A 21,131-nucleotide genomic window follows, 5' to 3' on the forward strand; every position below is an offset into this window, starting at 1 on the left:
CCTTTCACGGCGGTAACAGGGGTTCGAATCCCCTTGGGGACGCCACTTACTATAAGTGTTGTGTTATTAAAAGCTCGTCTGAATCGAGTCAAACTATTCAGTTGTCCTAGTGACACAGAAACTTTCTGTTTAAGCTAAGGCCATTCGCCTCGCAGGCTCGGTCTCATCTTACGCAGGAATAGCAAATCAATGATTTGCAAATCAATTTCTGCGTCCCCATCGTCTAGAGGCCTAGGACACCGCCCTTTCACGGCGGTAACAGGGGTTCGAATCCCCTTGGGGACGCCACTTATTCAAGTAGGTTATGTGTAGTGGAACGGTGAACACCGCGCAATCTATGCACGACGTTATCAAGAGTACGAATCTCTTGGGGACGCCACTTACGTTAAGTAAGTTAACGAGTTATCAAGATTATATTTTGTAATCTCATTTCAAGTAGAAAAAATCCTTTTCAAATAAATACTCTTTATTCTCCATATAATTTTACGATATAGACTACATATATTTCTAAAACTTTAATTCCTATTGATCACTTTTACTGATCATTTTAATACTTTATAGTATTTAGCAACTCATCAGCTAACCATAAGGAAATTAAAATGTTAGCTAAACGTGTTGTACTCATACTAATTTCTTTAGTCATTACAGCTTGCTCTGACTCAAATGAGGGAGTGGCGCTGGGTACGCTTGAACGTGAGCGTGTGATCCATCCTGCAACGACTAACGAAATTCTGATAGAACTACCCGTTTCAGCAGGCCAGTTGGTCGAAAAAGGGCAGGTGATTGCAAAGTTTGATGCCGAACTTCAGCAAGCGATTGTCGCCAAAGCACAAGCACAACTAGCTCAAGCCACTGCATTTCTTGAAAAAACTTTGAATGGTGCTCGTCCCGAAGAAGTTGCTGCCGCATCAGCCAAAGTAGCAGCAGCCAATGCTGCATATACACAAAGCGAAGCTAATTTTCGCCGTGCAAAAACCTTAGTTAAAGATAAACTTGCAAGCCAAGAAACCTTAGACAGTGCAACCGCTGCACGAGATGAGACTTTTGCTAATTTAGAATCAGCAAAGCAGCACTTAAATGAGCTAACAAATGGTTCTCGCGTTGAAGATATTAATAGTGCAAAAGCGCAAGTTCAGGCGGCAGAAGCAGAACTAAAAGTACAGCAAAAATACCTCTCAGATCTGACAATTAAAGCGATGCGTGCTGGCAGAGTCGATAATTTACCTTGGCACGTAGGTGAGCGAGTTACCAAAGGCAGCCCAGTCGTTATTATTCAAGCAAATAGCGCACCTTACGCACGCGTTTATATCCCTGAACCATATCGTGCCAAGCTCAATCAGGGCATGACACTTACGGTTCGCGTCGATGGTATAGATAAAAATATTCAGGGCGAACTGACCTGGATTGCGACAGAGCCGGCGTTCACGCCTTTTTATGCCCTAAATCAAGAAGAACGCGCGCGATTAATGTATCTTGCTGAGGTAACACTACCCGCAAGTGAAAATAACTTACCGACAGGCGTACCTGCTCAAGTGGTTATGCCATGACTGAGTCGGTGATCCAGGCCAAAGGTTTGATAAAACAATTTGGCGATTTAAAAGCGATTGATAACCTTGATCTAGACATTGAACAAGGGCAAATTTATGGCTTTTTAGGCCCAAATGGCTGTGGTAAAACGACTGCAATCCGTATGCTTACCGGGTTATTGAAGCCAACTTCTGGTGATATCAATGTGCTTGGCTTGAGTCTGCCAAAAGATGCTGAAAAGCTCAGAACACAACTTGGTTATATGACGCAAAAGTTTTCACTTTATAGCGACTTGACCGTGCTTGAAAACCTCAAATTCATGGCTGCGCTTTACCCTTTAAAAAAACAGCAAAAACAACAAAGAATAGACGAACTACTTCACACCTACGGCCTTGATCAAAGAGCAAGTCAAATGGCCGGAAGTATGAGTGGGGGCCAACGACAGCGCTTAGCATTGGCTGCTGCAGTGATTAATAAACCAAAAATTTTATTTCTTGATGAGCCAACATCGGCAGTCGATCCACAAAATCGCCGTGACTTTTGGGAAACACTGTTTGATTTAAGTAATGCTGGTACCACCATATTAGTTACCACTCACTACATGGATGAAGCTGAGCGTTGCCATCGTTTAGCCATTTTAGAATCAGGTATTAAGCGCGCGGATGGCTCACCAAAGCAATTAATGACAGACATGCATGCTCATGTAGTAGAAATCGCAGGGGCGCAAACCAGAGAATTAAAAAAACAACTCGCAACAATCGACCATGTTATCTCGGCAACTCAGTTAGGTGCACAGCTGCGAGTATTAGTAAAAAAAGATGTTCAAGACCCCGTTGAGTTCATAAAACAGCAATCATTTTGTCAGGATATATGGCAAGTAAATAGCGTTCGCCCAAGCCTTGAAGACGTATTTGTAACCTGTACAGGGCAGGGTAGACAATGAAAATTATTACTTCATTAAGCCGGATAAAAGCAATTGTAAGCAAAGAATTATTACAATTACGCCGCGATAGAATGACCTTTGCGATGGTGGTGATGATCCCCCTTATCCAGCTGATTCTATTTGGTTACGCTATTAACACCAACGTGAAAGATATCCCTGTTGCCGTGGTCGATCATAGTAAAACCGCGCTCAGTCGCATTTTAGTACAAACAGTATCAGCCACAAATGTGGTTAAGGTGACAGATTATTACGACAGTATAGAGCAAGCACAAACAGCAATCGCCAGTGCGAAAGTCCGCGCCGTTTTTTTATACCTCACGATGTGGCAAACCGACTTGCTCAGCACCCAACCGTTGGTTTTGGTTTACCTGATGGTAGTAATGAGTCGTTAGTCAGGCCAATTGCGCATTGGTTAGTTGATGGCTCAGACACAATGGTAGCGTCGAGTGTAAAATCGCTGCGAAATATGCCCCTTGCAGAGCTTCTTGATAAGCCTGCGAATAGAACTTACCCAACCTTTGAGACAACCTTATTTTATAACCCAGAGCAGCGCTCAGCGGTTAATATTGTGCCAGGTTTAGCTGCTGTTATTTTAACCATGACGATGATTATGTTTACCTCTGCTGCCATAGTTAAAGAGCAAGAGCGAGGTAATATGGAGCTTTTAATCACCTTACCTTTAAGCTCACTTGAATTGATGATTGGTAAAGTAGTGCCTTATATCTTTATTGGTTTTATTCAGTTATTTATTATTTTAGGCATGGGCAAGGTCTTGTTTCACATTCCTTTTGGTGGCGGCTTAGTTGCATTGGTTGTCGCAACCTTTGCTTTTATATGTGCCAGTTTAGTGCTTGGCTTAGTGCTTTCGACCATCGCTAAAAACCAGCTTCAAGCAATGCAAATGACAATTTTCATTCTTTTGCCCTCGATTTTATTATCAGGTTTTGTATTTCCCTATGAAGGCATGCCAAAGATTGCGCAGTGGCTTGCAGAATGCTTACCTGCAACGCACTATTTAAGGCTAATAAGAGGAATAGTGCTAAAAGAGGTTAACCTAATAAGCATGAGTAATGACTTAATTTGGCTTTCAGTCTTTACTATTTTGGGCTTAGCTGTGGCTGCATTTAGGTTTAAGAAAACCCTTGATTAAGCTAGGCAACCTACGGCATATGTGCTTAACTAAATGGTAATTTCACTCTTTTTAAGTAGACGTTAGCGTGTGGCGAGTATTTTGGATGGCGATGCTAATAGTGACGTTTGATAGCTATTCAGCAACGATAAACCTAGCCCATACCATGAAACATGAACACTTTAACCAATTGCTTAGTGAGTTTGCAGAGCAAAGTGGTTTAACAGTTAATTCCGTCTTGGTTGACCAAAAAGAACTAAAAGTAAGGTTGGTGCAAAATGCCAGTACTAGTACATCAACAGACGTAATTATTGTACCCGCAGATCATTTAGGCCTTGATATATATGCCAACTACAGCACCATTCCAGACTCACTCATAGCTCATACCACAGACAAACGAACCTTAGAAACTGCAAAGGTAAACAATAAGCTCTTAGGTATACCCATCATTCAAGGCAATCACCTGTTACTTTTTTATAATAAGCAGTACGTAAAAGAGCCGATAGAAAACTGGCAGGATATATATAGTTTCCAATCATCCTTGCCTGAAGAGGTTAAACTTGTTACATGGAGTTTTATGGAGATGTACTGGTTTATTCCGTTTTTATCGGCTTTTAATGGTGACCTAATCGTAGATAATCAGGTTCAGTTAAACACCCAAGCAATGCAATCTGCTCTCAAATTTGTTTGGGATTTAAATAAACAAAACCTGGTTGATAGACAGTGCGATTACACTTGCTCAAATAATGCATTTAAAGCGCAGCAAGCCGCCTTCATCATTGATGGTGCATGGGCATTAAAAACGTATGAACAGACGCTTGGTGATAATTTAGGGATGCAACAGTTACCTAAACTCAATGGTAAGTATATGCAGCCTTATTACTCTACCTTTGTACTGGCGTTTCCAAACGATGGCTTAAACGGGGCAAATAAAGAAAGCTTATTTAAATTTGCTAAATTGGTTCAAGCAGAAAAATTCCAAACACTGGTTTGGCAAAAGCTTCAAGATATTCCAATTAACATTGAGGTTTTAAATAACCTAAAAGCACAACAAGGCACAGAGTTAGCAACCTTAACTGATGCCATACAATTCACAAAACCTATGCCCTCTACCGCATCTATGATCATCGTGTGGGAGGTATTGAATAAAGGCTTTATTCGTTATGGTAGTGGTGCCTTAACAGCTGAGCAAGCGGGGCTTTTTATGCAAGGGTTGGCAGAGCGCTCGATTGCCAATGAAGGGAATGAATGAGTAGTCCACGCTTTAGTCGCGCTTTGTTTATCAGTGTTTTACTACTGGTCATTATTCCCTTATTTATTCTTGCAGGTTTGATGATAGGGCGCTTCTATTTAAGCTCGATTGATCAAGCCAACACCAGTTTACAGTGGCAAGCTAGAAATAATGCGGCTAGCCTCGAACAGCTACTATTCAAACTAGAGAAAAACAGTCAATTGCTTAGTAGCACTAAGGCGATTACTGAACTGCCTAATAAAGTGGTGTACTCACAGTTTGCGCTTGTGCTGCTAAAAGAGTTTGTTGCCCAAAACCCACAGATAAAAGCCTCGATAATAATTGATAATCAAGGATTTATAGTTGAAGGTTACCCTATTAGCTCTTTAAATTTGAATTACAAACTCACTAAAAGCATTCTCGACGGCGCTCAAGCATCAACAGAGCAAAACACAATTCAAATTATCGATAATCCACAAGTCAATGAGCTACTCGCACCTCTACAGGCAACACAAAATGCCTTACTGGCTATTACATCTACCTTGCTACATGAGCAAGATTCTCTCAGTGAGCCAATAATTAAAACGGGCGTGTTAGTGTCTTTTGTGCCTTTATCAGAGGCGTTAAAGTGGCTTGCAATACACAATGAGCAACCGGTTTATCAAGCCGGTAAGCAAGTACAAATTTCAGCACAAGAAAACATTTTATATAGCGTGGGTGATGCTGGCGATTACGGCAAATTAATGGAGCAGGCCTCAATCAGTAATGTTTATTATAAAGGTAAGCTAACCAGTTTACAGTTCCAAATAAATGAAGCAAAAACTGCTTACACCAGCGCTGTAAAGCAAACGGCCATATTAGCAGGGTTGTTAATTGTAGGACTCTCTATCATTTCATTTTTCTTAGTGCGTTGGTTGACGGCACGACTCCATAACCCGCTAAATCGTATTACTGCTCTTAGCCGTGAATATGCATTAGGTAATTACAAACAAGATACAGACGATTTTCATTATCAAGAGTTTAAAGATATTGCAGATTCGCTCAGCAGCATGGCTGATACCATTGATATACAAATTACTTCGTTGCAATTAGAAAAGCTTCGAGCTGAGCGTTCTGAGCAAGTTAAAAGCCAATTTTTAGCCAATATGAGCCATGAAATACGCACTCCGATGAATGGTATTGTGGGCTTTTTGCAGCTACTCAATAAAAGCACGCTAACACAAGAGCAAGCAGAGTTTGTAAGGCAAATAAATAACTGTAGTGATGTGTTATTAACCGTGATTAACGATATTCTCGACTTTTCAAAAATAGAGGCCAATAAAATAGAGCTCGAGTCGCGACAATGTGATTTAGTCGCGCTTTGCCATGACCTTATCTTACTATTTAAACCGAGTTGTGATGCTAAAGGGGTTGGCTGCCGGCTCGAGGTCTCCTCATTACAATCGCTGAATGTAGAATGTGATGAAATACGCGTCAAACAAGTGCTGATTAACTTGCTCTCTAACGCCGTTAAGTTTACCAATCAAGGGGAGATCGTTCTTTCGCTTACTCTGCAAAGCCGAGATGAACACCAAACAGCCGTCGTGTTATCGGTAAAAGATACAGGTATAGGTATCGCTGAAGATAAAATAACGGCCCTGTTTAATCCCTTTGTACAAGCGCAAAGTAGTACCACTCGTGAATATGGAGGGACCGGTCTTGGGCTTGCCATTAGTAAAGGAATGATTGATTTAATGGGAGGCACTATTGCTATTGTTAGTGAACTTGGTAAAGGCACCGAGTTTAAGATTAATGTTAATTTTAAATCACTAAACCCACAGGACGCTAACGCAAAAGTACACCAACCTGATGAAGACACTCAGTTCGATTTTAAAGCGGTCAGCAAGCCAATATTAATTGCTGAAGATAACCCGATTAACCAAATTGTTATTACTAAGTATTTAACTCAATTAGGTCTAAATTATGAATTGGCCGAAAACGGTCAAATTGCTTGTGAAAAAACTCTAACACAGGATTACGCACTGATTTTAATGGATATTCAAATGCCGGTGATGGATGGCTTAACTGCCAGCAAAAATTTACTTGCAAGGCCAGATTTTAATACGCCGATTATTGCCATCAGTGCCAATGCAATGAAAGACGACATCGAAACAAGCGCAAAAGTTGGTATTAGCGATCATATCGCAAAGCCAATTAATTTTGCTGAACTAGAAAAAGTACTCGCAAAGTGGCTATCTCAGCAATCGCTGAAATAGCCAGTATTTATATATCAAAAAGTGTTGTTATCTTTTTTCTGAATTAACTCAATCGCATAACCATCTGGGTCTTTAACAAATGCGATTTCAGTTGTGCCGCCTTTTACTGGACCCGGCTCTCGGCTCACATTACCGCCAGCAGCTTTAATGTCTTCGCAAGCTTTATAAATATCATCAAATTCGATAGCAATATGACCGTATGCATTACCCAAATCATAGCTGTCTGTATCCCAGTTATAAGTAAGCTCAAGCACAGTCGAATCTTTTTCGTCACCATAACCGACAAAAGCAAGGGTGTAGCGGTACTCTTCGTTGTCTGCACGGCGCAGCTCTTTCATACCTAATACCTGCGTATAAAATTCAATTGATTTATCTAAATCAGCAACGCGAAGCATTGTGTGTAATAAGCGCATTTTAAGCATCCTCTTTCTTGTCTTTAAATTCGTACAATTCTAATAGCGCAGTAAGGCTGCGCATTAAAATTATTAAAAATGGATTATAAGATATTTCGATTGCATGCACAGTAGCATTGAGACAAAGCATAAAGCGTTTGCTATGAAAAGGGTAATGTTATGCAGCAATGAATAGGGATTGCTGCATAACAATGAGGTATTTCAGGTTTAAACGTACGTTTAGCTTTTCACTTTACCTTTTAGTACATAAATTTCGCCATCAAAGCTCCCTTGAATTGTCAGACCTTGTCCCGCCAACTCTTTTAGGTATTCGATATGCTCATTAGTGATATGTTGCCCCGGCACTAACAGTGGGATACCTGGAGGATAAGGTGTCACTAATCCGGCACAAATTCGGTTATTACTTTTGCTAATTGGTACAGATTCACGTTCGCCATAGAATGCATCACTAGGAATACAGGCTAAGTCTATAGCGGGTAGATTCTCTGGTAGGCGTGTGCGCCTCATTGAAGTGGCAAGTTTTACTTTACCGCTATCGAGTTTCTTCAGCGCATTGTAAAGGCGAATGATCTTCGAGCGCGTGCCGCCAAGAGTCAGTAAAACTAAAATGGTGCTGTGCGTATATTTTTCGATTTCAAGGCCAATTTCATCTAATAGAAACTTATGAATATCCTTTAATGAATAAGGTAACTCACTAATATCGATAAGGATCTTCAGTGGGTCGTGACCCATGTTATCGCCACTAAAGTGAGGGAATATATCCATGAAATCTTGCTTATCGAGCACTTTTATATGTTTCAGTGAAGCCATTTGCTGCTTAAACTCTGCAACGTGATTCAGCAGGGCATTTAGTAATTTATAACCTTCCATTTCTAATTGCTTTTGACATACATCCAGCGAAGCAATGAGTTGATATTTTGGCGAAGTACTGGCGTAAATACTGTAGATCTCACGGAAGAAATCGGCATCGAAATCAGGGTCGTTAACATGAATATAAGACGCCTGAGAGAACGCTGAAACCACTTTATGTGCTGAATGGGTAACATAATCTGCGCCAGCATTTATAGCTGAGTAGTGGCGTAAGCTCGGGTGGAAAAGCGAGTAAGCAAACCACGCTTCGTCGATAAACACTTTAATACCGTGCTGATGTGCAAATTCAACTACTTGTTTTAAATCGCTAAGCAGACCATCGTAGGTACAGCCGGTTAAAACCAGTAATTTAGCATCGCTATTTTGTTCAATCGCTTGCTTAATGTCAGCCAATGAAGGGGGCGCGAAGATACCATATTTAGGATTTAAAATACTCGATAAGTAAATAGGTAAACTAGCCGACTGCAAAATGCCGTAATGTACTGATTTATGACAGTTTCGGTCGATGATCACCTTATCGCCTTTACGCAGTAAAGTTTGCAAAATAATTTTATTTGAAGTGGATGACCCATTGGTAACAAAGTAAGTATGTTTTACTTCAAATGTCGCCGCCGCTGATTCTTGAGAGCGGCCTATGGTGTTGGTGCTGTCTGATAATGAGCCAAGCGAGTCGACAGAAACCGATAGGTCGCCAACAAATACGTTACGGCCATAAAACTGATAAAAGTCTTTAATATACGGAGAATTTCTAAAGCTAGCACCGCCACTGTGACCAGGCGTGTGCCATGAATCGTTCGATTCACCGACATAACGACGATAGGCGGTCCAAAATGGCGTTTCTGAACGGTCATCAAAGTCATTGATCATATAGCCCAAAATAGCTTCAGGGTCTGAGATGACTTCGTCCTTAAAAAAGAAAGACTCAATTTCTTCTGACTCGTTGACTATCTCCAAGCCTTTCGTATCGTCACCAATAACATAGACAGGCAGTTCTAGGCGTATGCCTTTTAATTGCTCGATAAAACGGCTATAGGTGCGCTCGCCATTATTCAATACATCCCAGCTAAGTACCACAGCTTGAATATCGCCATCTTCCTCTACACATTTCAACGCTTGCTTAAGCTCAATGCACTCAATAATGTCGATATCAACATCACTGCGCTCAAAATTAGGGATTGTTTTTGCTAGGTTCGTTGAAAGCTCTTGCAAAGTGGCTGGATCTTGCTCAATTAACAAGATACGAAGTAAAGGTAACATAGCAACTCTCATAAAAAATTTCACATTACTCAACAGCATAACGAAAGGATGGGAGCTTGTGAAATTAATACTTTGATATTTTTTGTCCCGATACAGATTATGCTTTTTTGGGTGTTAAACGCAGATAGTTGAAATTACATGTGCTTGCTGTAAAAGTAATCGCTCAAGTAAAAGGTTAATTGAGCACTCAGCGATAAAACCACTCAAGCCAGATACAGATAAAAATAAGCCTGCTAGGGAGAATAAAACATGGCGTATGTTGCCAATTTCAAAGCTGTAGTCATCTCTACATTGTTTGCGTTTTGTACAAGCGCGGTTAATGCAGATGAAGTCTCAGAATCAAACAACAGTAAAAAGTCGATACCTGAAGCCACTAAATTTGTGACCCAGCATAAAGGCACTTTCAATGGCAAAAAGCTAAAATACAAAGCTGTAGCCGGTGAAACTTATTTATTAAACAAAAACGAAGAGCCAACTGCTGCTATCTTTTCGTTTGATTACCTAGCTGCAGACGACAACAAAAATAGACCTGTTACATTTATCTGGAACGGTGGTCCGGGCTCATCGTCTAATTGGTTACATATGGGCGCTTATGGCCCGAAACGTGTCGTGGTCCCAAGCGATGCAACAGCTCCTGGATTGGCTCCTTACGAATTAAAAGATGCGCCTGAGACGATACTTGATGTGACTGATATGGTGTTTGTGGACCCAGTTGGTACAGGCTACTCGCGTGCATTAGGTGACACTGAGAGCAAAGCCTTTTGGGGCTTGAAAGAAGATGCATCTTCTATCGCTGATTTTATTGCCCAGTGGCTAACAAAAGAAAATCGCTGGAATGCACCCGTATTTTTATTGGGAGAGAGCTATGGGACAACTCGAGCAGCAGCGGTTTCTAAAGTACTGATGGATAAACACCTGATTAATGTAAATGGCATTATTTTTGTGTCACAAGCTTTAGACTATCAAGGTTCAAGCCCTTATGTTGATGACAACATCATTTCTTATATCACCTACATACCCACACTTGCTGCAACTGCTTGGTATCATAAAAAAGTAGACACATCAGGAAATTTTGAAGCCTTTATAGATGCGAGCCGAAAATTTGCAGTTGATGAATTACTACCAGCATTATTTAAGGGTAATGCCCTTAGTAAAGCTGACAGAACGCGAATTGTTGACGGTCTTCACCGTTATACAGGGCTAAGCAAACAATATATTGAGCAGGTTGATTTACGCATTAACGCCTTTAGATTCGCTAAAGAGTTATTGCGTGATGAGGGTGTCGCAGTAGGCTTGCTTGATGGACGTTATAAGCTTGATGAGAGAGACGATTTAACTGCGGCTCCTAAGCAAGATGCGTCAAAAGTGATAGGGCCAGCATATAAAGCAGCATTGATGAAATACATGCGCACAGATTTAAACGTACAGTGGAAAAGAAAATACTTAAACCCTGGTGACCCTGAGTTATCAGATAACTGGCGCTGGCGTACTGCTCCTGATGGACAAGGATGGGAGCCAAGATACGTCAATACCGCGCCAGATTTATCTTATGTGCTTCGCAGTAATCCGCAAATGAAAGTGATGGTCGCCTCTGGTTATTACGATATTGTCACGCCATTTTTTGATGCAGAATACACCTTAAACAGACACGGTATATACGCTGATAAAATTGACTATCACTATTATCACGGTGGTCACATGATGTATGTTCACGAACCAGCAAGAGTATCGTTGTTAAATGATACGCGAGAGTTTATTAAAAAGCAGGTGAGCCAAAACCAGCGATAATAGCTAGGGTTATTGTGCCAAACCTTGTGTTTGGCACAATCTGCAAAATGAACTTACTGAGGTGATAGAAAAAGGTGAGCAACTTCACCTTAAAATTGTTAACTTTAGAGTAGACTTTAACTACTCAGTCTTTTCCTTAAACTCACACAAATCTTCGATAATACAGCTGCCGCATTTAGGCTTACGTGCAGTACACACATAGCGGCCATGCAGGATTAACCAGTGATGTACATCGACCTTAAATTCTTTAGGTACCACTTTTTCTAATTTTTGTTCAACAGCCACCACATCTTTACCCATGGCAAACTTAGTGCGGTTAGAAACGCGGAAAATATGCGTATCAACAGCAATAGTCGGCCAGCCAAAGGCACAGTTTAAAACAACATTCGCAGTCTTTCTGCCAACACCGGGTAATGCTTCGAGCGCTTCACGATTTTCTGGTACTTCTGAGTTATGTTTATTGACCAGAATTTCACACATTTTATAGACATTATTGGCTTTAGAATTAAACAAACCAATGGTCTTGATGTAATCACGAAGGCCTTCAAGGCCTAAATCAAGAATCGCTTGAGGCGTGTTAGCAACAGGGAATAGCTTGCGGGTTGCCTTATTAACACCCACATCTGTTGCTTGTGCTGATAAGGTAACCGCAACTAACAACTCAAACGGGCTTGAATATTCAAGCTCTGTTTCTGGGTGCGGGTTTTGCTCACGAAGACGAGATAAGATCTCATAGCGTTTTTCTTTATTCATGGTGGCGTAAAGCACGCAGTGACGGTGCGTGCTCTCCTTTAAGTTAAACTTGTTACTCGGGCTCTTGGGCCTTTTTCTACTTCTGGAGTAACAACTTGCTTAGATTTTATTTGTGTATCAATGACATTTTTTGCAGCAATCAGTAAACCAAGTCCTAAAAAGGCACCCGGTGGTAAGATAGCTAATAAAAATTGGTTATCAAAACTGAATACTTCAATTCGAAGTGCAGCAGCCCATGGCCCTAATAATAAATCAGCACCATCAAATAGTGTACCTTGACCAATAAGCTCTCGCATTGCCCCTAGCACCACTAAAACTAACATAAAGCCAAGTCCCATCATAAGTCCGTCAAAGGCTGAAAGTGGCACCGTATTTTTAGAGGCGAATGCTTCTGCGCGGCCGATAATGGCGCAATTGGTAACAATTAGTGGAATAAAAATCCCCAATGATTGATAAAGCCCAAATGTATAGGCATTCATCATTAGCTGAACTATCGTTACAAAGCCTGCGATGATCATCACAAAAACAGGAATACGAATATCTTTAGGCACCCAGTTACGCACAATCGATACGGTGACGTTAGAACCAACCAGTACTAATAACGTTGCTAAACCTAGACCTAATGCATTGGTAATCGTAGAAGTAACGGCAAGTAGCGGGCATAAGCCTAATAACTGCACAAGGGCAGGGTTATTGGCCCACATGCCATCTTTAAATAAGGTTTTAACTTGGCTCATTACTTGGCTCCTTGACAGATGTTTGGTGCAGCAAACAAGTTATCAAATTCAGCTTGTGCAAACAGCACAGCTTGTTTTACTGAGCCGACAACGGCACGCGGTGTAATGGTTGCGCCAGTAAACTGATCAAATTGGCCACCATCTTTTTTAACTGCCCAGCGGCTGTCATCTTCAGGAAGTACATTTTGCCCTTTGAAAAGGGTGATCCAGTCTGATTTTTTGACCTCAACTTTATCGCCAAGGCCCGGTGTTTCTTCGTGTTTAGTGACACGAACACCCGCTATTTCACCATTGGCAAAAACCGCCGTTAATAAGTTGATATCGCCGCTATAACCACTTGGTGTTACATGGCGCATCACTAAAGCATACGGCTTGTTATCTTTGTAAGCTCGATAAATAACTTGATCTGGACGTGGCCCAAGGCGCTCATCGGTGATCACAACACAATCTTTGTAAAGTTGATTGTCGTAATGATGGGCATCAAGTACTTGTTGCAGCTGCTCTGCAAGTTGTTGCTTTTCTTGCTCTTCAATACGCTCAGCAGTCAGGCTATGAGTCAGGGCTACAGTGCCTGTGGTAATGAGCGCAAATGCGGTAAGAATAGCGCCATTTTTAGTCATTGAGGAAAGGATCATTATTTCACTCCATGGCCGTAAGTACGTGGTTGCGTATAGTAATCAATCAGAGGCACTGCCATATTTAATAGCAATACACTAAATGCCACTGCATCAGGGTAACCACCAAAAGTACGAATTAAGTAAACAAGCAGACCAATTAACGCGCCGTAAATCAAACGGCCTCTATTTGTTGTTGATGCAGAAACCGGATCGGTAGCAATAAAAAATGCACCTAACATGGTCGCACCACTGAATAAGTGAAATACCACGCCTGGCTCTGTGCCCGGGGCTGCGATATAACCAATACCACTGCACACTGCTAATGAGGCTAAAAAGCTCACTGGGATATGCCAATTAATGATTTTAGCTTTTAATAAATAAAGACCACCGACTAAAAAGCCGAGGTTAACCCAGCCCCAACCTAGGCCAAACCAGTCATTAAAAAGAGGCTTACTCATGCTCTCAGCCACCGTTAGGTGATGGGCGACATCTGTTTTAACGGTATCAAGCGGCGTTGCCATCGTTGTGCCATCAATCGCTACACGTAACTGATCGACACTAAATCCAGCGCTGGTAAAGCCATTGAAAATAACAGACAGCTGTTGTGAAAAGCTTATCGGAGATGCTAGTAAATCACTAACAGGTAACCAGCTGGTCATTTGCACCGGAAACGATACAAGTAGTAATACATAAGCTGCCATCGCAGGGTTAAATAAATTAAAGCCAAGGCCGCCATAAAGCTGTTTTACAATAACAATTGCAAACATACAGCCAATTACGATAATCCACCAAGGTGCTAAAGGTGGAATACTTAACGCCAGTAATACGCCTGTTAACCACGCACTACCATCACTGAGTGTTGGCCAAACTTTGCGTTTACGAAGTAGTAAAACAGCGGCTTCACAGGCGCTTACTGTAATAAGCGCGAGAACAAGCTGAATTAACACAGCGCTACCAAAGAAGAAAACTTGCGCGATTAAGCCTGGAATACACGCAGCAATCACTGTCATCATCAATCGGCTTAATGATTTATGGCTATGATTATGCGGCGAACTCGCCATGGTTAGTTTCATGACTTATCGTTTCCTTCTTGTTGTAACTTTTTCGCTTTAGCTTTTGCAATGGCACGAGCGACCGCTGCTTTTTTCTTATCTTCGCTAGACTCAGGTTCATCAACCTGCGGTTTTGAATTAGCCTCATCGCTTGAAGCATCTAGTTGCTGTGATGAATCGTCACTCTGCGCCTGCTCTTTCGCGGCTTTTTTCGCTTTTGCTCGGGCAATAGCAGCGGCAACAGCAGCCTTTTTCTTATCTTCGCTAGACTCAGGTACATCAGATTGCGGCTTTGAATTAGCCTCATCGCTTGAATCATCAAGTTGCTGTGATGAATCGTCACTCTGTGCTTGCTCTTTCGCGGCTTTTTTCGCTTTAGCGCGAGCAATAGCAGCGGCAACAGCAGCCTTTTTCTTATCTTCGCTAGATTCAGGGGCATCAGATTGCGGCTTTGAATCAGCCTCATCGCTTGAATCATCAAGTTGCTGTGATGAATCGTCACTCTGTGCTTGTTCTTTAGCGGCTTTTTTTGCTTTAGCGCGGGCAATGGCGGCAGCAACAGCAGCTTTCTTATCATCTACTGGTGCGCTATCTTCTTCAGCTTCAGTTTGATTTTCAGCAGCTTGCGCCGCTTTTTTCGCTTTGGCACGAGCGATAGCAGCTGCAACAGCGGCTTTTTTATCATCAACTGGTGTTGCTTCTTCTTCAGCTTCAGTTTGATTTTCAGTAGCTTGTGCGGCTTTTTTCGCTTTAGCGCGGGCAATAGCTGCAGCAACGGCGGCCTTTTTATCGTCTTTAGGTGCTGTGTCTGCTTCTGGGTTCTCTTCAGCGGTTTGCGCGGCTTTTTTTGCTTTAGCACGGGCAATGGCGGCAGCGACAGCTGATTTTTTATCATCTTTATCGACGCTTTCTTCACCTTGCTCTTGTGCTTTTTGCTCTTTGTATTTACGTGCTTGTTCTTTACGTGCTGCACGCTCTTTAGCTACTTCAGAGTTATCAGGCTCAAGCTCTGCACCTTGCTTTTTCGCTTTCGCACGGGCAATAGCAGCAGCGACAGCTGATTTACTGTCTTTATCATCAGATTTAGCTTTAACTCGGGCGAGTGCATCAGCCACTTTTTGTTTTTCGCCATCTGACTTAGCAGCTGGTTTACGTTTGTGGCGGTTTTGGCGCTCTTCTTGTTCGCGCTCTAAGCGTTCTTTACGCGCTTCAAAACGTTCTTTTGCTCGCTCTGCTTTAATTTGCTCTGCTTGCTGCTCTTTTATTTCAGCTTTAGCAACGCGATAGTACTGTACCAAGGGGATTTCGCTAGGGCATACATAAGCACAGGCACCGCATTCGATACAATCGAATAAATTGTGCTCATTGAGTTTGTCGTATTCTTTAGACTTAGCAAACCATTGTAATTGCTGAGGTAACAAAGAAGCAGGGCAGGCGTCAGCACAGGCACTACAACGAATACAGGCTTTTTCATCACCCGGCTCAGCAAGCTCTTGGTGATCTGGTGCTAAAATACAGTTTGTGGTTTTAACGACACCAATGCGCACGGTTGGTAAGGTAAAGCCCATCATTGGACCGCCCATAACCACACGTTGCTGTGGAACTGGCGAAAAGCCTTGGCAATCTAATAAATGTTTTATTTCGGTGCCTAGTAAAGCCCACACATTACCCTGTTTATGAATGGTGTTACCCGTTACTGTCACCACGCGTTCAATCAGAGGTTTACCTTCATTTACGGCTTGATTTACCGCAAACAAAGTACCGACATTTTGCACCAACATACCAATATCGGCAGGAATACTTCCACTTGGGACTTCTTTGCCCGTTAGCAGTTTAATTAGCTGTTTTTCACCGCCAGAAGGGTAAACCGTTGGCACTGTTTGCACTATGATGCTGTCGTTATGTTGTGCTGCTTGTTTCATGGCAGCAATAGCATCGGGTTTATTGTCTTCGATGCCAATAATCGTTAACTGTGGATTTAACAGCTGCTGCATTAATTCAATGCCAGCGATTATGCCATCGGCATGCTCGCGCATTAGCATATCATCAGCGGTGATATAAGGTTCACACTCAACGGCATTAACAATTAAAAACTCAATGGCTTTTCGGGTATCTGCTTTTACATAAGTTGGGAAACCAGCGCCGCCCATACCTGCAATACCGCTTTGGTGAATAATATCAACAAGCTCATCATGGGAAAGTGTTTTTGCATCAGACACAGGGTGAAGCTCACACCATTTATCTTCACCATCAGGTTCAATAATCACGCTAAGCTCAGGCAATGCTGATGGATGAGCAGATGGCATTGGGCAAATATCGCTAATAAGTCCAGATGTTGGTGCGTGCACAGGCACAGACCAATTACCGCTCGGTTTAGTTAATGCTTGGCCTTTAAGTACCTGTTGGCCTTTTTCAACAATTAGTTTGCCGTTAGCACCAATGTGTTGTTTTAAAGATACAACAAGCTTATCTGGTAGTGGCAGTCTTGCAATTGCGTGTGTTGTTGATTGCAGCTTTTGACCTGGTGGGTGAATGCCCCCAGGTATAGACCACACTTTGCCTTGTTTAATTTGATCTATTAACTTTTCCATCTGTGCTCCTAATCTACCTGAGTCACAGGGATTGCGTTTAATTGCCATTTCCAAGTTTGTTTGGTTTCTTTTACAGGCAGCATATCAATACAGTCTACAGGGCACGGTTCAACACATAAGTCACAACCAGTACATTCATCGATTAATACAGTGTGCATTTGGCGGGTTGCGCCGACAATCGCATCAACAGGGCAGGCTTGAATACATTTGGTACAACCAATACATTCATCTTCACGAATATAGGCAACGGTTTTAACAGGATCTGCTTGCTCACCGCCAGCCAGCGGTTTTGCTTCAACACCCATTAAATCAGCGAGTTTTTTTACCGTGGCTTCGCCGCCTGGTGGGCATTTATTGATTTCGTCACCATTGGCGATCGCTTCAGCATATGGACGACAGCCAGGGTAGCCGCATTGGCCACATTGTGTTTGCGGTAAAATGGTATCAATTTGGTCAACAATAGGGTTGCTCTCAACGCGAAAACGCACGGCGGCAAAACCTAAAATTAAACCAAATATTAGCGCTAATGAACCTAACGCTATCAAAGCATAAAACAAGGTCATATTAAAACTTCACTAATCCTGTAAAACCCATAAAGGCCATCGACATCAGGCCTGCGGTGATCATAGCAATTGACGCACCTTTAAATGGTGCAGGGACGTCTGCAGCTGCCAAGCGTTCACGTAAAGCTGCAAATAAAACCAGTACAAGAGAAAAACCAACAGCTGCACCAAAACCATACACAGCAGATTGCAAGAACGAATGATCTTCTTTGATATTTAGTAGAGCAACACCTAACACGGCACAGTTGGTGGTAATAAGCGGTAAGAAAATCCCTAATAAGCGATAAAGTGTCGGGCTGGTTTTTCTTACCACCATTTCAGTAAATTGCACGACTACCGCTATCACTAGAATAAAGCTCATAGTGCGTAAAAAGGCGATATCAAGTGGAATCAAAATATAATGATTCACTAGGTAACTCGTTACAGAAGCTAGTGTAAGCACAAAGGTTGTGGCTAAAGACATACCGATCGCGGTATCTAACTTACCTGATACACCCATAAAAGGGCATAAACCTAAGAACTGTACTAAAACAAAGTTGTTGACTAGCACGGTGCCAATCAATAACAAGACATATTCTGTCATGCGTGCCTCACGAGTTTAAAATCGGCACTATTATCCTTTTTTCTGGGGGCTGACACAACACATCAGGGACGAATAGCTAAAATTAACAAAGCTGTTTATGATTAAACTGTTAAAGCAAGGTTAATGAATAGAATAGGCCCAAAAAACGTGTGGTTTTTTGGGCCATGGGTAGGGGGCTTAAATGTCTTTTGGCTTTTCGATGTAATAGCCTTGTACGCCATCTAAACATAAAGTTTCAATGATATGTTTCTCTTCTTGGCTCTCAACACCTTCTGCAAAAACACTCACGCCAATACGGTGAGCAAGATCAACCATTAAGCGCATAAAATATTGATTATTTTTATCTTCTTCAAGGCCGCGGGTATAACTTGCATCCATTTTGATGAAATCAGGTTTTAAGTCTCTAAAGAATTTAAATGACGTTAAACCAACACCAAAACGCTCTACAGTGATACGCGCACCTACACGATGCACCATATCGATAAAGCGTTTACTTGCTTTAATATTTTGTTGTAAGCCAAACTCGCTCACTTCAAATATAAGCTTAGAGGCGATATTACTGTCTTTTAATAGGCGGCGCTCAAGCCAGATCACAAATTGATCATTATGGGCACTTGATGCAGTGACATTAATGCCAAAGAATTTCTCAGAAAAATTACGAGTCTTAATTTTGTCCAGAGTAGTATCTATAATCAATCGATCAATTTCCATTGCCATTTCTAGCTTTTCAGCCATAGCTAAAAATGAAGCCGTTGGTAATGTTTGGTTCTCAGCAGTTTTAAATCTTACTTGAACCTCAGCATAAGCTTTAACGCTCTTACCAACCGGCATAATATTTTGCATTACTAAATGTACACGTTTAGCTTCAATAACTTCGTTAATCACTTTACGCCAGTTCTGGTTACCAAAACCTGCGCTAGCATTATTTACTAAGTCTGTTTCTCGTTGTACATGCCAAGCATTTGCTTGTTTTGACTGCGCCATACTCATTGCATTATCAACAACTGAAAGCAGCTCACCTAAAGGCTTACCTTTTTCATAACCAACGATACCTGTATTTGCTACAGAGCTTAATTCTTGGTTTTGTTGATATTGAGTGAAACGAGATTGTAGATTATCACCAAAGCGTTCAGCTTCTTTTAGTGGTGTGTTCGGTAATACCACAGCAAAATCTGAGCTATTTAAACGAAAAACTTGGCTATTTGTGTACGTGCCACTGATATGTTTGATGATATCAGCAACACCTTTAACGTACTCGTCACCTTTCTGGTAGCCACGAGTTTGGTTTATTGCTTGTAACTCACTGCAACGCACCATGGCAAGCGAGCCAAAGGTGCTTTTATCTGAGTTTTCAATATTTTTCTCGTAATACTCAACAAACATGTTGCGGTTACCTAAGTTGGTTACAACATCTTTGTACGCTTCTTTTTTAATATTTAGCGCGTTATTTTGAATATCATCATGTTTTGTCTGTAAAAAGTGAGACAAACGATTAAACGAAGGGATTAAATCTTTACTTAGCTTTTTAATTCGCGACGTGTCTATCGCTTGTTCAAGGTCGCCACCTACCTGATTCTGGTTAATGTATATATCAACAATATCAGCAATAGTGGTGCTGATTTTACGATTAAGTCGCTTAAACATGCTCTTCATGAAGAAAATAGGGAGAAGGGCAATAAGACCAGAAACCAAGATAACAACGAACATCGCCTGCTGCATTAAATTGGCAAGGCTTTGTGCATTAATAGTAAATTCAACTTTTATATCAGAAGCGTTGTTAACAGCAAATTGCGGACGGATAGAATTAAATGAACTGTTAACCATCTCTGCTAGAAGCGGAAGCGACTCTGATGATTGAACTGCTACAAGGGTTTTACCAGCGTGATCACGAAGAGTAAAGCTTGAAAAGATACTCGCATCAGCAAATGTACGTTGGATTTTCTCTGCAGATAAGTCATCCATTGTTAAGTCGCTAATGTATGAATTAACGGTCAGTTGTGCTTTTTTTTGCGTATCACTCACTGAGCTATCAAAACTAAGAGCAACTAGATAGCCACCTAAAACGGTAAACAGTAACCAAGATATAAGTTGTATAAATATTAGTTTTTTAAAACCAGCCATTTTTCTTATCTTTTAAAAGCGAAAAGGAAGGAATCAATTCCTTGATTCATTGCTGTAATAATTTTGCATCATATTCTACAGCAAAGTATAGAAATTACTTAAAGTAGAGTAGATTATATGCGCTTTAAAGTCTAATACAATCGAAGAATAGTTGTAGATGAAAGTTTAATAGATTCTTGGAGTTGGCTCCCCCTCCCCGACTCGAACGGGGGACCTGCGGATTAACAGTCCGTCGCTCTAACCAACTGAGCTAAGGGGGAACTAAATAGAGTAGTGTGGTGCTATGATTTGGCTCCCCCTCCCCGACTCGAACGGGGGACCTGCGGATTAACAGTCCGTCGCTCTAACCAACTGAGCTAAGGGGGAACTAAATAGAGTAGTGTGGTGCTATGATTTGGCTCCCCCTCCCCGACTCGAACGGGGGACCTGCGGATTAACAGTCCGTCGCTCTAACCAACTGAGCTAAGGGGGAACTAAATAGAGTAGTGTGGTGCTATGATTTGGCTCCCCCTCCCCGACTCGAACGGGGGACCTGCGGATTAACAGTCCGTCGCTCTAACCAACTGAGCTAAGGGGGAACTGAAAAATGAGTTGGCTCCCCCTCCCCGACTCGAACGGGGGACCTGCGGATTAACAGTCCGTCGCTCTAACCAACTGAGCTAAGGGGGAAGCGTCATGCCTTTCAACGGGGCGAAATATTA

At 41.8% G+C, this 21,131-nt stretch carries 15 protein-coding genes, 6 tRNA genes and 1 pseudogene; 7 read left to right on the forward strand and 15 right to left on the reverse strand.

Translation table 11 applies throughout. The features are described 5' to 3' along the window. Positions 1–212 precede the first annotated feature (212 nt). From QL229_RS19140 to QL229_RS19165, 6 genes and pseudogenes are all read left to right on the forward strand, one after another. Positions 213–288, forward strand: a tRNA-Glu gene (locus QL229_RS19140). A gap of 311 nt (positions 289–599) precedes the next feature. Further along, complete coding sequence (locus tag QL229_RS19145) at positions 600–1,547, forward strand: HlyD family efflux transporter periplasmic adaptor subunit (RefSeq protein ID WP_138558602.1); 948 nt, start codon at positions 600–602, stop codon at positions 1,545–1,547. Continuing rightward, positions 1,544–2,470, forward strand: coding sequence for an ABC transporter ATP-binding protein (locus QL229_RS19150; protein ID WP_138558601.1), 927 nt, complete (start codon positions 1,544–1,546; stop codon positions 2,468–2,470). The genes QL229_RS19145 and QL229_RS19150 overlap by 4 nt, the downstream gene beginning before the upstream one ends. Positions 2,471–2,472: 2 nt before the next feature. After that, positions 2,473–3,620, forward strand: a pseudogene (locus QL229_RS19155) (ABC transporter permease). Positions 3,621–3,687: 67 nt separating this feature from the next. After that, a complete protein-coding gene (locus QL229_RS19160; protein ID WP_138558600.1) occupies positions 3,688–4,851 on the forward strand; it encodes an extracellular solute-binding protein in 1,164 nt (387 codons plus the stop codon). Next, complete coding sequence (locus QL229_RS19165; protein ID WP_138558599.1) at positions 4,848–7,085, forward strand: ATP-binding protein; 2,238 nt, start codon at positions 4,848–4,850, stop codon at positions 7,083–7,085. The genes QL229_RS19160 and QL229_RS19165 overlap by 4 nt, the downstream gene beginning before the upstream one ends. 14 nt (positions 7,086–7,099) lie before the next feature. Here the strand turns inward: QL229_RS19165 and gloA are convergent, their stop codons facing one another. Continuing rightward, positions 7,100–7,498, reverse strand: a complete 399-nt coding sequence (gene gloA, locus QL229_RS19170) for a lactoylglutathione lyase (RefSeq protein WP_054553771.1) — start codon at positions 7,496–7,498, stop codon at positions 7,100–7,102. Positions 7,499–7,717: 219 nt separating this feature from the next. Then, a complete protein-coding gene (locus QL229_RS19175; RefSeq protein WP_135925404.1) occupies positions 7,718–9,625 on the reverse strand; it encodes an aminotransferase class V-fold PLP-dependent enzyme in 1,908 nt (635 codons plus the stop codon). A 249-nt stretch (positions 9,626–9,874) separates the two neighbouring features. Between QL229_RS19175 and QL229_RS19180 the strand changes: the two genes are divergently transcribed. Further along, entirely contained in the window at positions 9,875–11,413 is a 1,539-nt protein-coding gene (locus tag QL229_RS19180; RefSeq protein ID WP_138558598.1) for a serine carboxypeptidase, read from the forward strand. Between the two features lie 120 nt (positions 11,414–11,533). Here the strand turns inward: QL229_RS19180 and nth are convergent, their stop codons facing one another. From nth to QL229_RS19245, 13 genes are all read right to left on the reverse strand, one after another. Then, entirely contained in the window at positions 11,534–12,166 is a 633-nt protein-coding gene (gene nth / locus QL229_RS19185) for an endonuclease III (RefSeq protein WP_054553695.1), read from the reverse strand. Positions 12,167–12,204: 38 nt separating this feature from the next. Beyond that, complete coding sequence (locus QL229_RS19190) at positions 12,205–12,903, reverse strand: electron transport complex subunit E (RefSeq protein WP_105175132.1); 699 nt, start codon at positions 12,901–12,903, stop codon at positions 12,205–12,207. Then, positions 12,903–13,538, reverse strand: a complete 636-nt coding sequence (rsxG, locus tag QL229_RS19195) for an electron transport complex subunit RsxG (protein WP_138558597.1) — start codon at positions 13,536–13,538, stop codon at positions 12,903–12,905. Before rsxG ends, QL229_RS19190 begins: the two co-directional genes overlap by 1 nt. Further along, entirely contained in the window at positions 13,538–14,593 is a 1,056-nt protein-coding gene (rsxD, locus tag QL229_RS19200) for an electron transport complex subunit RsxD (RefSeq protein ID WP_135925399.1), read from the reverse strand. Before rsxD ends, rsxG begins: the two co-directional genes overlap by 1 nt. Further along, positions 14,590–17,163 (reverse strand): electron transport complex subunit RsxC, encoded by a 2,574-nt coding sequence (gene rsxC / locus QL229_RS19205; RefSeq protein ID WP_281547316.1) that lies wholly within the window; start codon positions 17,161–17,163, stop codon positions 14,590–14,592. Before rsxC ends, rsxD begins: the two co-directional genes overlap by 4 nt. Positions 17,164–17,171: 8 nt before the next feature. Beyond that, positions 17,172–17,726: an electron transport complex subunit RsxB gene (gene rsxB, locus QL229_RS19210; protein ID WP_054563643.1), complete on the reverse strand. Its 555-nt coding sequence runs from the start codon at positions 17,724–17,726 to the stop codon at positions 17,172–17,174. A 1-nt stretch (position 17,727) separates the two neighbouring features. Further along, a complete protein-coding gene (gene rsxA, locus QL229_RS19215) occupies positions 17,728–18,309 on the reverse strand; it encodes an electron transport complex subunit RsxA (protein ID WP_135925394.1) in 582 nt (193 codons plus the stop codon). Between the two features lie 177 nt (positions 18,310–18,486). Continuing rightward, complete coding sequence (locus QL229_RS19220) at positions 18,487–20,430, reverse strand: EAL domain-containing protein (protein WP_281547317.1); 1,944 nt, start codon at positions 20,428–20,430, stop codon at positions 18,487–18,489. 183 nt (positions 20,431–20,613) lie between these two features. Further along, positions 20,614–20,690: transfer RNA gene (locus QL229_RS19225), tRNA-Asn, on the reverse strand. A 29-nt stretch (positions 20,691–20,719) separates the two neighbouring features. Next, positions 20,720–20,796, reverse strand: a tRNA-Asn gene (locus QL229_RS19230). Between the two features lie 29 nt (positions 20,797–20,825). Beyond that, positions 20,826–20,902: transfer RNA gene (locus QL229_RS19235), tRNA-Asn, on the reverse strand. A 29-nt stretch (positions 20,903–20,931) separates the two neighbouring features. Next, positions 20,932–21,008, reverse strand: a tRNA-Asn gene (locus QL229_RS19240). Between the two features lie 14 nt (positions 21,009–21,022). Continuing rightward, positions 21,023–21,099: transfer RNA gene (locus QL229_RS19245), tRNA-Asn, on the reverse strand. Between the last annotated feature and the right edge of the window lie 32 nt (positions 21,100–21,131).

Source organism: Pseudoalteromonas sp. PAR1 (genome assembly GCF_947311895.1).
In the GTDB taxonomy this organism is placed as follows: Bacteria; Pseudomonadota; Gammaproteobacteria; order Enterobacterales; family Alteromonadaceae; genus Pseudoalteromonas; species Pseudoalteromonas lipolytica_C.

What these genes read in the sequence shown, in the direction of transcription:
- rsxC (WP_281547316.1), bottom strand. Translation starts at nt 17,163, where the DNA reads ATGGAAAAGTTAATAGATCAAATTAAACAAGGCAAAGTGTGGTCTATA.
- rsxB (WP_054563643.1), bottom strand. Translation starts at nt 17,726, where the DNA reads ATGACCTTGTTTTATGCTTTGATAGCGTTAGGTTCATTAGCGCTAATA.
- rsxG (WP_138558597.1), bottom strand. Translation starts at nt 13,538, where the DNA reads ATGATCCTTTCCTCAATGACTAAAAATGGCGCTATTCTTACCGCATTT.
- rsxA (WP_135925394.1), bottom strand. Translation starts at nt 18,309, where the DNA reads ATGACAGAATATGTCTTGTTATTGATTGGCACCGTGCTAGTCAACAAC.
- gloA (WP_054553771.1), bottom strand. Translation starts at nt 7,498, where the DNA reads ATGCGCTTATTACACACAATGCTTCGCGTTGCTGATTTAGATAAATCA.
- QL229_RS19150 (WP_138558601.1), top strand. Translation starts at nt 1,544, where the DNA reads ATGACTGAGTCGGTGATCCAGGCCAAAGGTTTGATAAAACAATTTGGC.
- QL229_RS19145 (WP_138558602.1), top strand. Translation starts at nt 600, where the DNA reads ATGTTAGCTAAACGTGTTGTACTCATACTAATTTCTTTAGTCATTACA.
- QL229_RS19190 (WP_105175132.1), bottom strand. Translation starts at nt 12,903, where the DNA reads ATGAGCCAAGTTAAAACCTTATTTAAAGATGGCATGTGGGCCAATAAC.
- rsxD (WP_135925399.1), bottom strand. Translation starts at nt 14,593, where the DNA reads ATGAAACTAACCATGGCGAGTTCGCCGCATAATCATAGCCATAAATCA.
- QL229_RS19165 (WP_138558599.1), top strand. Translation starts at nt 4,848, where the DNA reads ATGAGTAGTCCACGCTTTAGTCGCGCTTTGTTTATCAGTGTTTTACTA.
- nth (WP_054553695.1), bottom strand. Translation starts at nt 12,166, where the DNA reads ATGAATAAAGAAAAACGCTATGAGATCTTATCTCGTCTTCGTGAGCAA.
- QL229_RS19175 (WP_135925404.1), bottom strand. Translation starts at nt 9,625, where the DNA reads ATGTTACCTTTACTTCGTATCTTGTTAATTGAGCAAGATCCAGCCACT.
- QL229_RS19220 (WP_281547317.1), bottom strand. Translation starts at nt 20,430, where the DNA reads ATGGCTGGTTTTAAAAAACTAATATTTATACAACTTATATCTTGGTTA.
- QL229_RS19180 (WP_138558598.1), top strand. Translation starts at nt 9,875, where the DNA reads ATGGCGTATGTTGCCAATTTCAAAGCTGTAGTCATCTCTACATTGTTT.